The sequence below is a fragment of the Alistipes dispar genome (assembly GCF_006542685.1).
In the GTDB taxonomy this organism is placed as follows: Bacteria; Bacteroidota; Bacteroidia; order Bacteroidales; family Rikenellaceae; genus Alistipes; species Alistipes dispar.
On record NZ_AP019736.1, the window covers coordinates 1,779,133 to 1,791,300 of the forward strand.

At 57.9% G+C, this 12,168-nt stretch carries 22 protein-coding genes; all 22 read left to right on the forward strand.

Annotated elements, in window-relative coordinates:
- Nucleotides 1-10 precede the first annotated feature (10 nt).
- The gene (gene fusA / locus FME97_RS07435) at nt 11-2,125 is read left to right on the forward strand and encodes an elongation factor G (protein WP_141428661.1); all 2,115 of its coding nucleotides are present in this window, start codon (nt 11-13) and stop codon (nt 2,123-2,125) included.
- 8 nt (nt 2,126-2,133) lie between these two features.
- Nucleotides 2,134-2,439 (forward strand): 30S ribosomal protein S10, encoded by a 306-nt coding sequence (gene rpsJ, locus FME97_RS07440; protein WP_004329464.1) that lies wholly within the window; start codon nt 2,134-2,136, stop codon nt 2,437-2,439.
- A 152-nt stretch (nt 2,440-2,591) separates the two neighbouring features.
- Nucleotides 2,592-3,206 (forward strand): 50S ribosomal protein L3, encoded by a 615-nt coding sequence (gene rplC / locus FME97_RS07445; protein WP_141428663.1) that lies wholly within the window; start codon nt 2,592-2,594, stop codon nt 3,204-3,206.
- A gap of 1 nt (nt 3,207) precedes the next feature.
- Nucleotides 3,208-3,834, forward strand: a complete 627-nt coding sequence (gene rplD, locus FME97_RS07450) for a 50S ribosomal protein L4 (protein ID WP_141428665.1) — start codon at nt 3,208-3,210, stop codon at nt 3,832-3,834.
- 15 nt (nt 3,835-3,849) lie between these two features.
- Nucleotides 3,850-4,140: a 50S ribosomal protein L23 gene (rplW, locus tag FME97_RS07455; RefSeq protein ID WP_015547048.1), complete on the forward strand. Its 291-nt coding sequence runs from the start codon at nt 3,850-3,852 to the stop codon at nt 4,138-4,140.
- Between the two features lie 5 nt (nt 4,141-4,145).
- Nucleotides 4,146-4,970, forward strand: coding sequence for a 50S ribosomal protein L2 (gene rplB / locus FME97_RS07460; RefSeq protein WP_141428666.1), 825 nt, complete (start codon nt 4,146-4,148; stop codon nt 4,968-4,970).
- A gap of 16 nt (nt 4,971-4,986) precedes the next feature.
- The gene (rpsS, locus tag FME97_RS07465; protein WP_009597568.1) at nt 4,987-5,256 is read left to right on the forward strand and encodes a 30S ribosomal protein S19; all 270 of its coding nucleotides are present in this window, start codon (nt 4,987-4,989) and stop codon (nt 5,254-5,256) included.
- 7 nt (nt 5,257-5,263) lie between these two features.
- Nucleotides 5,264-5,674 carry a 50S ribosomal protein L22 gene (gene rplV / locus FME97_RS07470; protein WP_141428668.1) on the forward strand — a complete coding sequence of 137 codons (411 nt, stop codon included), beginning with the start codon at nt 5,264-5,266 and terminating at the stop codon, nt 5,672-5,674.
- A gap of 4 nt (nt 5,675-5,678) precedes the next feature.
- On the forward strand, nt 5,679-6,458 hold the full coding sequence (rpsC, locus tag FME97_RS07475; protein WP_141428670.1) for a 30S ribosomal protein S3: 780 nt from the start codon (nt 5,679-5,681) through the stop codon (nt 6,456-6,458).
- Between the two features lie 27 nt (nt 6,459-6,485).
- Nucleotides 6,486-6,914: a 50S ribosomal protein L16 gene (gene rplP, locus FME97_RS07480; RefSeq protein WP_087263390.1), complete on the forward strand. Its 429-nt coding sequence runs from the start codon at nt 6,486-6,488 to the stop codon at nt 6,912-6,914.
- An 11-nt stretch (nt 6,915-6,925) separates the two neighbouring features.
- Nucleotides 6,926-7,117 (forward strand): 50S ribosomal protein L29, encoded by a 192-nt coding sequence (gene rpmC, locus FME97_RS07485; protein ID WP_141428672.1) that lies wholly within the window; start codon nt 6,926-6,928, stop codon nt 7,115-7,117.
- 11 nt (nt 7,118-7,128) lie between these two features.
- On the forward strand, nt 7,129-7,383 hold the full coding sequence (gene rpsQ, locus FME97_RS07490) for a 30S ribosomal protein S17 (RefSeq protein WP_087311259.1): 255 nt from the start codon (nt 7,129-7,131) through the stop codon (nt 7,381-7,383).
- A 2-nt stretch (nt 7,384-7,385) separates the two neighbouring features.
- Nucleotides 7,386-7,751, forward strand: a complete 366-nt coding sequence (gene rplN / locus FME97_RS07495) for a 50S ribosomal protein L14 (RefSeq protein ID WP_018696462.1) — start codon at nt 7,386-7,388, stop codon at nt 7,749-7,751.
- A 20-nt stretch (nt 7,752-7,771) separates the two neighbouring features.
- On the forward strand, nt 7,772-8,095 hold the full coding sequence (gene rplX, locus FME97_RS07500; RefSeq protein WP_141428673.1) for a 50S ribosomal protein L24: 324 nt from the start codon (nt 7,772-7,774) through the stop codon (nt 8,093-8,095).
- Nucleotides 8,095-8,652: a 50S ribosomal protein L5 gene (gene rplE, locus FME97_RS07505; protein WP_141428674.1), complete on the forward strand. Its 558-nt coding sequence runs from the start codon at nt 8,095-8,097 to the stop codon at nt 8,650-8,652. The genes rplX and rplE overlap by 1 nt, the downstream gene beginning before the upstream one ends.
- 3 nt (nt 8,653-8,655) lie before the next feature.
- Entirely contained in the window at nt 8,656-8,952 is a 297-nt protein-coding gene (rpsN, locus tag FME97_RS07510; RefSeq protein WP_022307370.1) for a 30S ribosomal protein S14, read from the forward strand.
- A gap of 594 nt (nt 8,953-9,546) precedes the next feature.
- The gene (gene rpsH, locus FME97_RS07515) at nt 9,547-9,945 is read left to right on the forward strand and encodes a 30S ribosomal protein S8 (RefSeq protein WP_141428675.1); all 399 of its coding nucleotides are present in this window, start codon (nt 9,547-9,549) and stop codon (nt 9,943-9,945) included.
- Nucleotides 9,946-9,973: 28 nt separating this feature from the next.
- The gene (gene rplF / locus FME97_RS07520) at nt 9,974-10,561 is read left to right on the forward strand and encodes a 50S ribosomal protein L6 (protein ID WP_141428677.1); all 588 of its coding nucleotides are present in this window, start codon (nt 9,974-9,976) and stop codon (nt 10,559-10,561) included.
- Nucleotides 10,562-10,577: 16 nt separating this feature from the next.
- On the forward strand, nt 10,578-10,940 hold the full coding sequence (gene rplR, locus FME97_RS07525) for a 50S ribosomal protein L18 (protein WP_141428679.1): 363 nt from the start codon (nt 10,578-10,580) through the stop codon (nt 10,938-10,940).
- 6 nt (nt 10,941-10,946) lie between these two features.
- Nucleotides 10,947-11,465: a 30S ribosomal protein S5 gene (gene rpsE, locus FME97_RS07530; RefSeq protein WP_141428681.1), complete on the forward strand. Its 519-nt coding sequence runs from the start codon at nt 10,947-10,949 to the stop codon at nt 11,463-11,465.
- Nucleotides 11,466-11,479: 14 nt separating this feature from the next.
- Nucleotides 11,480-11,683 (forward strand): 50S ribosomal protein L30, encoded by a 204-nt coding sequence (gene rpmD / locus FME97_RS07535; RefSeq protein ID WP_141428683.1) that lies wholly within the window; start codon nt 11,480-11,482, stop codon nt 11,681-11,683.
- A gap of 27 nt (nt 11,684-11,710) precedes the next feature.
- Complete coding sequence (gene rplO, locus FME97_RS07540) at nt 11,711-12,157, forward strand: 50S ribosomal protein L15 (protein ID WP_141428684.1); 447 nt, start codon at nt 11,711-11,713, stop codon at nt 12,155-12,157.
- Nucleotides 12,158-12,168 lie beyond the last annotated feature (11 nt).

Sequence of the window (12,168 nt, forward strand, 5' to 3'; positions counted from 1 at the left end):
GGACAGAAAGATGGCAACCAGAGATTTACATTACACTCGCAATATCGGCATCATGGCTCACATCGACGCCGGTAAGACCACCACGTCCGAGCGAATCCTTTTCTACACGGGCAAGACCCACAAGATCGGCGAGGTGCACGAGGGCGGCGCTACGATGGACTGGATGGTCCAGGAGCAGGAGCGCGGCATCACGATCACCTCGGCCGCCACGACGGCCTTCTGGCAGTACAAGGACCACCAGTACCAGATCAACCTGATCGACACCCCGGGACACGTGGACTTCACCGTCGAGGTGGAGCGTTCGCTGCGCGTGCTCGACGGCGCGATCGCCACGTTCTGCGCCGTGGGCGGCGTGGAGCCGCAGTCGGAGACCGTATGGCGTCAGGCCGACAAATACAACGTTCCCCGTATCGGTTACGTCAATAAGATGGACCGCACGGGCGCCGACTTCCTGTCGGTCTGCGCGCAGATCAAGGAGCACTTCGGCGCTACGGCCCTTCCGGTCGTACTGCCTATCGGCGCCGAGGACAAGTTCGAGGGACTGGTAGACCTTATATATAATAATGCGATCTACTATTTCGACGACAAGACCGTCCGCGACAACTTCGAGCTGCGCGAGATTCCCGAGGCGATGAAGGCCGAGGCCGCCGAGTGGCGCGCCAAACTCATTGAGGAGGTCGCCGCTACGGACGACGCGCTGATGGAGAAGTTCTTCGAGGATCCCGATTCGATCACGCCCGACGAGCTGCTCGCAGCCATCCGCAAGGCCACGATCTCCATGCAGATCGTCCCGATGCTCTGCGGTTCGTCGTTCCACAACAAGGGCGTGCAGAAGCTGCTCGACTACGTGATGGCGTTCCTGCCTTCGCCGCTGGACGTTCCGGCCGTGACGGGCATGAACCCCAAGACCGAGCAGGAGGAGGTCCGCCACGCTTCGGAGGAGGATCCTTTCTGCGGCCTGGCCTTCAAGATCGCCACCGACCCCTTCGTGGGACGTCTGGCTTTTGTCCGCGTTTACTCGGGCAAGCTCGATGCCGGTTCGTACGTGCTCAACGCACGCAGCGGCAAGCGCGAGCGTATCAGCCGCATCTACCAGATGCACGCCAACAAGCAGAACCCGATGGAGACCGTCGGCGCCGGCGACATCTGCGCGGCCGTAGGTTTCAAGGAGATCCGCACGGGCGACACGCTCTGCGCCGAGAACGCTCCGATCGTGCTCGAGCAGATGACCTTCCCCGAACCGGTGATCGGTCTGGCCGTGGAGCCCAAGACCCAGAAGGACCTCGACAAGCTCGGCATCGCGCTGGCGAAGCTGGCCGAAGAGGACCCCACCTTCACGGTGCACACCGACGAGGATTCGGGTCAGACGGTGATCAGCGGCATGGGCGAGTTGCACCTCGACATCATCGTGGACCGTCTGCGCCGCGAGTTCGGCGTGGAGATCAACCAGGGCGCTCCGCAGGTGAACTACAAGGAGTCGCTCACCAAGACGGTCCAGCACCGCGAGGTCTTCAAGAAGCAGACCGGCGGCCGCGGTAAGTTCGCCGACATCATCTTCGAGATCGGTCCCGCCGAGGACGGCAAGATGGGTCTGGAGTTCGTGGATCAGGTCAAGGGCGGCAATATTCCCAAGGAGTTCATCCCGTCGGTTCAGAAGGGTTTCGAGTCGGCCATGGCCAACGGTGCGCTGGCCGGCTATCCGATGGACTCGATGAAGATCACGCTGCTCGACGGTTCGTTCCACCCCGTGGACTCCGACCAGTTGTCGTTCGAGATCGCTGCCCGCAACGGTTACCGCAATGCCGCTCCCAAGGCGGGTTCGGTGATTCTGGAGCCCGTAATGTCCGTGGAGGTCGTGACCCCCGAGGAGAACATGGGCGACATCATCGGCGACCTGAACAAGCGCCGCGGCCAGATTACCGGCATGGAGTCGAAAGGTACGGCGCGCGTCGTGAAAGCGAAGGTTCCCCTGTCGGAAATGTTCGGCTACGTGACCGTGCTGCGCACGATTTCGTCGGGCCGCGCCACCTCGTCCATGGAGTTCTCGCACTTCGAGGAGGTTCCCGCCAACCTGGCCAAGGAGATCATCGAGAAAGCGAGTGGTAAACGTAAGGATATAGAATAAGCAAACATATGAACCAGAAGATTAGAATTAAGTTAAAGTCATTCGATCACAATCTTGTGGACAAGTCGGCCGAGAAGATTGTGAAGACCGTGAAGAGCACGGGCGCTGTCGTGAGCGGTCCGGTTCCCCTCCCCACGCACAAGCAGATCTTTACGGTGAACCGTTCGACCTTCGTGAACAAGAAGGCCCGCGAGCAGTTCCAGCTTTGCACCTTCAAGCGCATTCTCGACATCTACTCGTCCACGCCCAAGACGATCGACGCGTTGATGAAACTCGAACTTCCTTCGGGTGTCGAGGTCGAGATCAAGGTCTGATCCGGCAGCATGACGAACTCCGGCCGCTGCGGCGACCGGGAGCATTCCTTACCGGCACGGCGCGGCGGCTCGGCCGCCGTCGCCGGCGCATCGGTGGGAGAGCGATGAAGAAACATCACTTTCAGTATTTTATAACAAACAATTGACAACAAATGTCAGGACTTATTGGAAAGAAAATCGGAATGACTTCCGTTTACAGTGCCGAGGGTAAGAACATACCATGCACTGTCATCGAGGCTGGTCCCTGCGTTGTTACGCAAATCAAAACCGTCGAGAAGGACTCCTACGAGGCGGTTCAGATTGCCTATGACGAGAAAAGTGAAAAGCACACCAGCAACAGTTTGTTAGGTCACTTCAAGAAAGCCGGCACGACCCCCAAGCGCAAGATGGCCGAGTTCAAGGGGATGCCCGAAGTGGCGCTCGGCGACACGCTGACCGTGGACCTCTTCTCGGAGGAGGACTGGGTGGACGTGACCGGGATTTCGAAAGGCAAAGGCTTCCAGGGCGTCGTGAAGCGTCACGGCTTCGGCGGCGTGGGCGGTCAGACCCACGGCCAGCACAACCGTCAGCGCAAGCCCGGTTCGTTGGGCGCATCGTCCTATCCGTCGCGCGTCTTCAAGGGCAAGCGTCTGCCCGGCCAGATGGGCGGAGAGCAGGTTAAGGTGCTTAACCTGAAGGTTTTGAAGGTTATTCCCGAGAGCAACCTGATCCTCGTGAAGGGTTCGATTCCGGGTGCAAAAGGTGCTTATTTAACAATTGAGAAGTAGTATGGAATTAGCTGTATTGAACACACAAGGAAAGGAAACGGGACGTAAGGTAGTCCTTTCGGACGCCGTTTTCGGCGTGGAGGCTAATGACCACGCTATCTACCTCGACGTGAAGCAGTATCTGGCCGATCAGCGTCAGGGCACGCACAAGTCGAAGCAGCGCAACGAGGTTGCCGGTTCGACGCGCAAGCTCAAGCGTCAGAAAGGCACGGGCGGCGCCCGCTGCGGCAGCATCCTCTCGCCGCTTTTCCCGGGCGGCGGCCGCGTGTTCGGTCCCCAGCCCCGCGACTACAGCTTCAAGCTCAACAAGAAGCTCAAGCAACTGGCACGCCGCAGCGCGCTGACCTACAAGGCGCAGGCCGGAGCGATCAGCGTCGTCGAGGCGATCTCGATGGAGGCCCCCAAGACCAAGTCGGTCGTGGCGCTGGCCGAGGCGCTGAAGGTGTCGGACAAGAAGGTGCTCCTCGTACTGCCGGAATCGAACGTGAACGTGCAGTTGTCGTGCCGCAATCTCCCGTACGTGAAGCCCGTGCTGGCTCAGAACGTCTGCACCTACGACGTGATGAACGCATCGGCCATCGTGATGGTGGAGGGCGCCGAGAATGTTTTGAATACGATGTTAGCTTAAAAACGCAAAGTTACAATGGACATTATTATTAAGCCGGTTTTGACCGAGAAAATGACGATTCAGGGCGAAAAGTTGAATCGCTACGGTTTTATCGTTGACGTGAGGGCTAACAAGCTGCAGATTCGCAATGCCGTAGAGCAGATGTACAACGTCGTCGTAACGGACGTGAACACCGTGAACTACATGGGTAAGCTCAAGAGCCGCTATACGAAGGCGGGTCTGCTCGAGGGCCGCGCTAACAACTTCAAGAAGGCGATCGTCACCTTGAAGGATGGAGACAAGATAGATTTTTACAGTAATATCTAACGGAGATGGCAGTAAGAAAATTCAAACCTGTTACCGCAGGTACGCGACATAAGATTATCGGCACGTTCGACGAGATCACCAAATCGACGCCGGAAAAATCGCTTCTCAGCCCCAAGAAGAGCACGGGCGGCCGCAACAACGTCGGCAAGATGACGGTACGCTATATCGGCGGCGGTCACAAGCAGATGTACCGTCTGGTCGATTTCAAGCGCTCGAAGGACGGCATCCCTGCGACTGTAAAATCTATCGAGTACGACCCCAATCGTACTGCACGCATTGCACTTCTGGTATATGCCGACGGTGAGAAGAGCTATATCATCGCACCGAACGGCCTCCAGGTGGGCCAGACCGTAATGAGCGGCGCAGGTGTCGCTCCCGAGGTCGGAAACACGCTCTTCCTGAGCGAGATTCCCCTGGGTACGGTCGTCCACAACATCGAACTCTACCCCGGTCAGGGCGCAGCCATGGCGCGTTCGGCCGGTTCCTACGCCCAGTTGCTGGCTCGTGAGGGCAAATTCGCCATCATCAAGCTGCCTTCGGGCGAGACTCGTATGGTACTCGTAACTTGCCGCGCTACGGTGGGTGTCGTGTCGAATATCGACCACAGCCTCGAAAGCTCGGGCAAGGCCGGTCGTGAGCGTTGGCGCGGCCGTCGTCCCCGCAACCGCGGCGTCGTGATGAACCCGGTTGATCACCCGATGGGCGGTGGCGAAGGTCGTGCGTCGGGCGGTCACCCGCGTTCGCGCAAGGGTCTGCTTGCCAAGGGTTACAAGACGCGTAATCCGAAGAAGACGACCTCGAAGTTTATTATTTCCAAGAAGAAAAAATAATTAAAAAGAGTACATAATGAGCCGTTCATTGAAAAAAGGACCGTTTATCGACCCCAAGCTCGAGGCCAAAGTGGTGGCCCAGGCCGAAGGAAACAAGAAGTCGGTAATCAAGACATGGTCACGAGCAAGTATGATCTCGCCTGACTTCGTGGGTCAGACGATCGCCGTTCACAACGGAAACAAATTCATCCCGGTGTATGTGACGGAGAACATGGTAGGACACAAACTCGGCGAGTTTGCTCCCACGCGCAACTTCCGTGGTCATGCAGGTAACAAGAAAAAATAGGTAGAAAATGGGTGCAAGAAAAGCAAATAGAGCCGAGAAACTGAAGGCTGAAAAGAAGCAGAAGGCAATCGCCGTCATGCGCGACTGCCCGACCTCTCCCCGTAAGATGCGCCTGGTGGCCGACATCATCCGCGGCGTGGAGATCAACAAGGCGCTGGGTATCCTCCGCTACTCGAAGAAGGAGGCCTCGATCCGTATGGAGAAGCTCCTCAAGTCGGCGATCGCCAACTGGGAGGCCAAGAACGAATCGGAGCGTCTGGAGGACACGAAGCTCTGCGTGAAGGAGGTATTCGTGGACGGCGGCCGCATGCTGAAGCGCATTCAGGCTGCTCCGCAGGGTCGCGCACACCGTATCCGCAAGCGTTCGAACCATGTGACGATCGTAGTAGACAAAATGGTAACCGTAGAAAACAAGTAATCAGATGGGACAGAAAGTTAATCCGATAGCAAATCGTCTTGGTATCATCCGCGGTTGGGATTCCAACTGGTTCGGTGGCAAGGATTTCTCCGACAAGCTCGTCGAGGACGCCAAGATCCGCAAGTATCTGAATGTCCGTCTGCAGAAGGCTTCGATCTCGAAGATCATCATCGAGCGCACGTTGAAGCTGGTCACGGTTACGATCTCGACCGCACGTCCGGGTATCATCATCGGCAAGGGCGGCCAGGAGGTGGACAAGCTCAAGGAGGAGCTCAAGAAGCTCACCGGCAAGGAGATCCAGATCAACATCTTCGAGGTGAAGCGTCCCGAGGTGGATGCCGTCATCGTGGGCCAGAACATCGCCCGTCAGCTCGAGGGCCGCGTGTCGTTCCGCCGTGCCGTGAAGACGGCCGTGGCATCGACGATGCGCATGGGCGCCGAGGGCATCAAGGTACAGGTGGCCGGCCGTGTCGGCGGCGCCGAGATGGCCCGCACGGAGACGATCAAGGAGGGACGCATTCCGCTGCACACCTTCCGTGCCGACATCGACTACTGCCTCACGGAGGCGCTCACCAAGGTGGGCATCCTGGGCGTGAAGGTCTGGATCTGCCAGGGCACGGTGTACGGCAAGCGCGATCTGTTCGAGATCGCCGGAGCCTCGGCGCAGGCCGCTTCGGGCGACCGCGGCGAGCGCGGCGACCGCCGGGAGCGTCGCGGCGGGGACCGTCGTGGCGGCGACCGCCGGGGCGGACGTCGCGGGGACCGTCGCAACAACAATCAGTAGTAAGGACCTTTTTAAAGCAGAACTAACATGTTACAGCCGAAAAAGACCAAATTTAGAAGAATGCAGAAAGGCCGTATGAAGGGGCTTGCTCAAAGAGGTAACCAGCTCGCATACGGATCGTTCGCAATCAAGGCACTTGAATCGACCTGGATCACGGGTCGTCAGATAGAGGCGGCCCGTCAGGCCATTACGCGTTACATGAAGCGTGAAGGTCAGCTCTGGATCCGCATTTTCCCCGACAAACCCATCACGAAGAAGCCCGCCGAGGTGCGTATGGGTAAGGGTAAGGGTAACCCCGAAGGCTTCGTGGCGCCCGTAACTCCGGGACGCATTCTCTTCGAGGCGGAGGGCGTGCCCCTGGCCGTAGCGCAGGAGGCGCTGCGTCTGGGAGCCCAGAAACTGCCTATTACCACCAAGTTTATCGTAAGACGTGACTACGTCGAAACCACAATTTAAGGGAACGCAAGATGAAAAGTGCAGAAATCAAGGACCTTTCGACGAAGGACCTCGCGGAACGCATCGAGACCGAAAAGGCCCAGCTCGCCAAGCTGAAGGTGCAGCACGCCGTGTCCCCCGTCGAGAACCCGTCGATCATTAAGAAGAACCGCAGAGATATAGCTCGCATGCTGACGATTCTGCGTCAAAAAAACGCTAAATAAGTAGTACAACTATGGAAAGAAATCTGAGAAAAGAGCGTATCGGTGTGGTTGTCAGCAACAAGATGGCTAAAACCATTGTGGTTGCGGTAGCGCGTAAGGTGAAGCATCCTATCTACGGCAAGTTCGTCAATAAGACGACGAAGTTCGTCGCCGAGTCGCTCGACGAGACGTGCAAGGAGGGCGATACGGTGCGCATCATGGAGACCCGCCCGCTGAGCAAGACGAAGCGTTGGAGATTAGTACAAATCATTGAAAGAGCTAAGTAGTTATGATACAACAGGAAAGTAGACTCGTAGTAGCTGATAACAGCGGAGCGAAGGAGGTACTTTGCATCCGGGTGCTCGGCGGCACGAAGCGCCGCTACGCATCTATCGGCGATAAGATCGTGGTTGCGGTGAAGAGCGCGACTCCTTCGGGCGACGTCAAGAAGGGCGCCGTGTCGAAGGCCGTCGTGGTGCGGACCACGAAGGAAATCCGCCGTGCCAACGGTTCGTACATTCGTTTCGACGACAATGCCGTGGTGCTGCTTAACAACCAGGGTGAAATGCGCGGTACTCGTATATTCGGCCCCGTGGCTCGTGAGCTGCGTGACCAGTATATGAAGATTATCTCCCTCGCACCCGAAGTATTGTAATCATAAAAACAATTTCGGATATGTCAGTGAAATTACATATTAAGAAGGGGGACCAGGTTCAGGTCATCGCCGGTGACAGCAAGGGCCAGCAGGGCAAAGTCCTGAAGGTCGAGGTTTCGAAGCAGCGTGCCATCGTCGAGGGTGTGAACATCGTCAAGAAGGCCACCAAGCCCAATGCGAAGAATCCCCAGGGCGGTATCCTCGAGCAGGAGGCTCCGATCCACATTTCGAACCTGATGCTCATCGACCCCAAGTCGGGCAAACCCACCAAGGTCGGCCGCAAGAAGGACGCCAAAGGTAAATTAGTTCGTTACGCTAAAAAGTCAGGGGAGGAGATCAAATAATGGCATACGTACCTACACTCAAGACACAGTATAAGGAGCAGATCATGCCTGCCCTTATGAAGGAGTTCGGCTACTCGAGCGTAATGCAGTGCCCGAAGCTCACCAAGATCGTAATCAATCAGGGTATGGGTCAGGCCGTCGCCGACAAGAAGCTGATCGACGTGGCCGAGGCCGAGCTGACGCAGATCGCCGGCCAGAAGGCCGTGCAGACCCGTTCGCGGAAGGACATCTCCAACTTCAAGCTGCGTAAGGGCATGCCGATCGGCGTGCGCGTGACGCTGCGCGATACGAAGATGTACGAGTTCCTCGAGCGTCTGATCGCCGTGGCGCTCCCCCGCATCCGCGACTTCAAGGGCATCAACGAGAAGTTCGACGGTCAGGGCAACTACACCCTCGGCATCACCGAGCAGATCATCTTCCCGGAGATCGACATCGACAAGATCACCAAGATCTTCGGCATGGAGATCACCTTCGTAACGACGGCCAAGACCGACGAGGAGGCTTACGCCCTGCTCCGCGAGTTCGGCCTTCCTTTCAAGAACGCTAAAAAGAATTAAGCTATGGCAAAAGAATCGATGAAGGCACGCGAGGTGAAGCGTGAGAAGCTCGCGAAGCGTTACGCCCACAAGCGCGAGGAGATCGCTGCCAAGGTGAAGAGCGGTGAGATGGATCACGAGGAGGCCTGGATCGCACTGTCGAAGCTGCCCCGCAACTCGAATCCGATCCGCCAGCACAACCGCTGCAAGATCACCGGCCGTCCCAAGGGCTATATCCGCCTGTTCGGCATCAGCCGTATCCAGTTCCGCGAGATGGCCTCGAAGGGGCTGATTCCCGGCGTGACGAAGGCCAGTTGGTAGCAACGACCCGGAAGCGGGAACCGCGCATGGTTCCGGCTTCCGGTCTTTCGATATCGAGTTCCGAACGTCCGGAAGGTGTGGAAGCCTGCAAAGGGTCCGAAGGCGTTTTCCGACGGCGCAGAGCCGCGGAAACTCTCCGGGAGACCCTCGGAAGGACGCGGAGCTTATAAGGGTGCGGAACCCGTGTAACTTCGCCGCAGTATCGGGGAAAGTGCCGCCGCAAGCGGTAACTTCCCGGTATGTGGGGCGTTGCGAAAGGTTCGGCATTTGGTACAGATTTCTCGACCGAGGGGCCCTCCCGGCCCGGAACGGAAGGGGAACGTGTGCGGACGGATGTTAGCGACACAAGGGGTGCTAACATTGTCTGCGTTCCCGGGGGCCGTGTCCGGAGCGGGTAAAAACGGACCCGTAACTTGGTGATTTGAGAAATAATACGTATATTTGCGCGCTTTTATACCCGGGCCGGATCGCCGTGCGGCGGGCCGCGGGGGAAGCGCAAAACGAGAACGGCGGAGGCGCAGGAGATGTCGGGAGACAGGCAATGCGCTGAAGCATAAATAATTAACCAATTTTTAATTTTAACTTCTATTCGTTATGACTGATCCTATCGCGGACTTTCTGACCAGAATTAGAAACGCGGTGAAAGCCAACCACAAAGTGGTTGAAGCTCCCGGTTCCAAAATTAAACAGGAGATCACCAAGATCCTCTACGAGCAGGGCTACATCCTCGCTTACAAGTTCGACACCGACGAGCAGGGACACCCCTCGATCAAGATCGCGCTGAAGTGGGACGCCGCCACGAAGACCAACGCCATCAAGAACCTCAAGCGCGTGAGCCGTCCCGGTCTGCGCCAGTATGCGTCGGTTGCGGACATGCCCCGCGTGCTGAACGGTCTGGGCATCGCCATCCTCTCGACTTCGAAAGGCATCATGACCGACGCCAAGGCCCGCAAGGAGAACGTGGGCGGCGAGGTGCTGTGCTACATCTACTAATTGCAAATTTTCAAAACGTACAGAGACAATGTCAAGAATTGGTAAATTACCTGTAAACCTGCCTGCCGGCGTGACCGTGGAGGTCGCAGCCGACAATACGGTAAGCGTGAAAGGGCCACTCGGGACGCTGAGCCAGAAGGTGGACTCGGATATCAAAGTAGAGGTCGGCACGCACACGGATCCCCACACGGGCGCGGAGACGCCCGCCGTGATCGTGACCCGTCCCACGAACCAGCCCCGCCACCGTTCGATGCACGGACTCTACCGCGCGCTGATCCAGAACATGGTCGTCGGCGTGTCGAAGGGTTACGAGATCAAGCAGGAGCTCGTGGGCGTCGGCTTCAAGGCCGAGGTGAAGGGCCAGGTGCTCGAGATGAGCCTGGGCTATTCGCACGATACGCATTTCCTGCTTCCGAAGGAGGTGACCGCCACGGCCGTCACGGAGAAGAAGGGCAACCCGATCGTGACGCTCAAGAGCGCCGACAAGCAGCTCATCGGCCAGGTGGCCGCCAAGCTCCGCTCGCTGCGCAAGCCGGAGCCGTACAAGGGCAAGGGTATCAAGTTCGTCGGCGAGCAGATCCGTCGCAAGGCCGGCAAATCCGCAGGTGCTAAATAGTAAATAGTCTGAAGTTATGTCACTGAACAAGATAGAAAGAAGAGAGAGGATCAAGATGCGTATCCGCAAGATCGTGAGCGGAACGCCCGCACAGCCTCGCATGACTGTATTCCGTAGCAACAAGCAGATCTACGTGCAGTTTATTGATGACCTCGCAGGTGTGACCCTCGCGACGGCCTCCTCGCTGGACAAGGAGGTGGCCGAAGCCGCCGCCGGCAAGACCAAGTGCGAAGTGGCCGCCCTGGTGGGCAAGCTGGCCGCCGAGCGCGCTGCGGCCAAAGGCATTTCGGCCGTCGCTTTCGACCGCAACGGTTACCTTTATCACGGACGAGTTAAACAGCTGGCCGAAGCAGCACGCGAAGGCGGACTTAAATTCTAAACGATCATGGCAAATACCAACATAAAGAAAGTACGCACGAGCGACCTCGAACTCAAGGACCGTCTCGTCAGCATTCAGCGTGTAACGAAGGTTACGAAGGGCGGCCGCACGTTCAGTTTCTCGGCCATCGTCGTCGTAGGCAACGAGGACGGCGTGGTGGGCTACGGCCTGGGCAAGGCTTCGGAGGTGCAGGCCGCCATCGCCAAGGGCGTGGAGGATGCCAAGAAGAACCTGGTGAAGATCCCGGTCATCAACGGTACGATTCCCCACAAGCAGGAGCAGCGTTACGGCGGCTCGCTTGTGATGATTCGTCCGGCCGCTCCCGGTACGGGTATCATCGCCGGCGGCGCCATGCGTGCCGTGCTGGAGTCGGTGGGCGTGAAGAACGTGCTTGCCAAGAGCAAGGGTTCGTCGAACCCCCACAACCTGGTGAAGGCGACCATCGGCGCCCTGTGCGAGCTGCGCGACGCGCACAGCGTGGCACGCCTGCGCGGGATCTCGATGGACAAGGTGTTTAACGGTTAATTCTCAAGGACAAAATGGCAAGATTGAAAATCACCCAGATCAAGAGCCGCATCGGTGCCACGGAGCGTCAGTGCAAGAACCTCGACGCGCTGGGCCTGAAGAAGATCAACGCGAGCGTCGAGCACGACGATTCGGTTATCATCAAGGGCATGATCGAGCGCGTGAAGCACCTCGTCAAGGTTGAAGAGGTCGCCGCAAAGGCTGCGAAAGCCGAATAAGTCTAACTGCAAACGGAATTTTTAGCAATGGAACTCAATAATCTCAAACCCGCAAAGGGTTCTACGCACCACGACAAGCGAATCGGCCGCGGTGCAGGTTCGGGGTACGGCGGCACGGCCACCCGCGGTCACAAGGGCGCTCAGTCGCGTTCGGGTTACTCGCGCAAGCTCGGTTTCGAGGGCGGTCAGATGCCGCTTCAGCGCCGTCTTCCCAAGTTCGGCTTCACGAACCTCAAGCGTGTCGAATTCAAGGCCATCAACCTTTCGACGCTCGAGGAGCTGGCGGCCAAGAAGTTGCTGACGGAGGTTACGATCGACACGCTCGTGGACGCAGGTTTCATCTCGTCGAAGGACAAGGTGAAGATTCTGGGCAACGGCTCGATCACGAAGGCGCTGGCCGTCAAGGCGCACGCCTTCTCGAAGAGCGCCGAGGCGGCGATCACGGCGGCCGGCGGCAGCGTCGAAAAACTGTAACCTTTAGCACT

Coding starts and splice junctions, on each gene's coding strand:
- fusA (WP_141428661.1), top strand. CDS start 11: ATGGCAACCAGAGATTTACATTACACTCGCAATATCGGCATCATGGCT.
- rpsJ (WP_004329464.1), top strand. CDS start 2,134: ATGAACCAGAAGATTAGAATTAAGTTAAAGTCATTCGATCACAATCTT.
- rplC (WP_141428663.1), top strand. CDS start 2,592: ATGTCAGGACTTATTGGAAAGAAAATCGGAATGACTTCCGTTTACAGT.
- rplD (WP_141428665.1), top strand. CDS start 3,208: ATGGAATTAGCTGTATTGAACACACAAGGAAAGGAAACGGGACGTAAG.
- rplW (WP_015547048.1), top strand. CDS start 3,850: ATGGACATTATTATTAAGCCGGTTTTGACCGAGAAAATGACGATTCAG.
- rplB (WP_141428666.1), top strand. CDS start 4,146: ATGGCAGTAAGAAAATTCAAACCTGTTACCGCAGGTACGCGACATAAG.
- rpsS (WP_009597568.1), top strand. CDS start 4,987: ATGAGCCGTTCATTGAAAAAAGGACCGTTTATCGACCCCAAGCTCGAG.
- rplV (WP_141428668.1), top strand. CDS start 5,264: ATGGGTGCAAGAAAAGCAAATAGAGCCGAGAAACTGAAGGCTGAAAAG.
- rpsC (WP_141428670.1), top strand. CDS start 5,679: ATGGGACAGAAAGTTAATCCGATAGCAAATCGTCTTGGTATCATCCGC.
- rplP (WP_087263390.1), top strand. CDS start 6,486: ATGTTACAGCCGAAAAAGACCAAATTTAGAAGAATGCAGAAAGGCCGT.
- rpmC (WP_141428672.1), top strand. CDS start 6,926: ATGAAAAGTGCAGAAATCAAGGACCTTTCGACGAAGGACCTCGCGGAA.
- rpsQ (WP_087311259.1), top strand. CDS start 7,129: ATGGAAAGAAATCTGAGAAAAGAGCGTATCGGTGTGGTTGTCAGCAAC.
- rplN (WP_018696462.1), top strand. CDS start 7,386: ATGATACAACAGGAAAGTAGACTCGTAGTAGCTGATAACAGCGGAGCG.
- rplX (WP_141428673.1), top strand. CDS start 7,772: ATGTCAGTGAAATTACATATTAAGAAGGGGGACCAGGTTCAGGTCATC.
- rplE (WP_141428674.1), top strand. CDS start 8,095: ATGGCATACGTACCTACACTCAAGACACAGTATAAGGAGCAGATCATG.
- rpsN (WP_022307370.1), top strand. CDS start 8,656: ATGGCAAAAGAATCGATGAAGGCACGCGAGGTGAAGCGTGAGAAGCTC.
- rpsH (WP_141428675.1), top strand. CDS start 9,547: ATGACTGATCCTATCGCGGACTTTCTGACCAGAATTAGAAACGCGGTG.
- rplF (WP_141428677.1), top strand. CDS start 9,974: ATGTCAAGAATTGGTAAATTACCTGTAAACCTGCCTGCCGGCGTGACC.
- rplR (WP_141428679.1), top strand. CDS start 10,578: ATGTCACTGAACAAGATAGAAAGAAGAGAGAGGATCAAGATGCGTATC.
- rpsE (WP_141428681.1), top strand. CDS start 10,947: ATGGCAAATACCAACATAAAGAAAGTACGCACGAGCGACCTCGAACTC.
- rpmD (WP_141428683.1), top strand. CDS start 11,480: ATGGCAAGATTGAAAATCACCCAGATCAAGAGCCGCATCGGTGCCACG.
- rplO (WP_141428684.1), top strand. CDS start 11,711: ATGGAACTCAATAATCTCAAACCCGCAAAGGGTTCTACGCACCACGAC.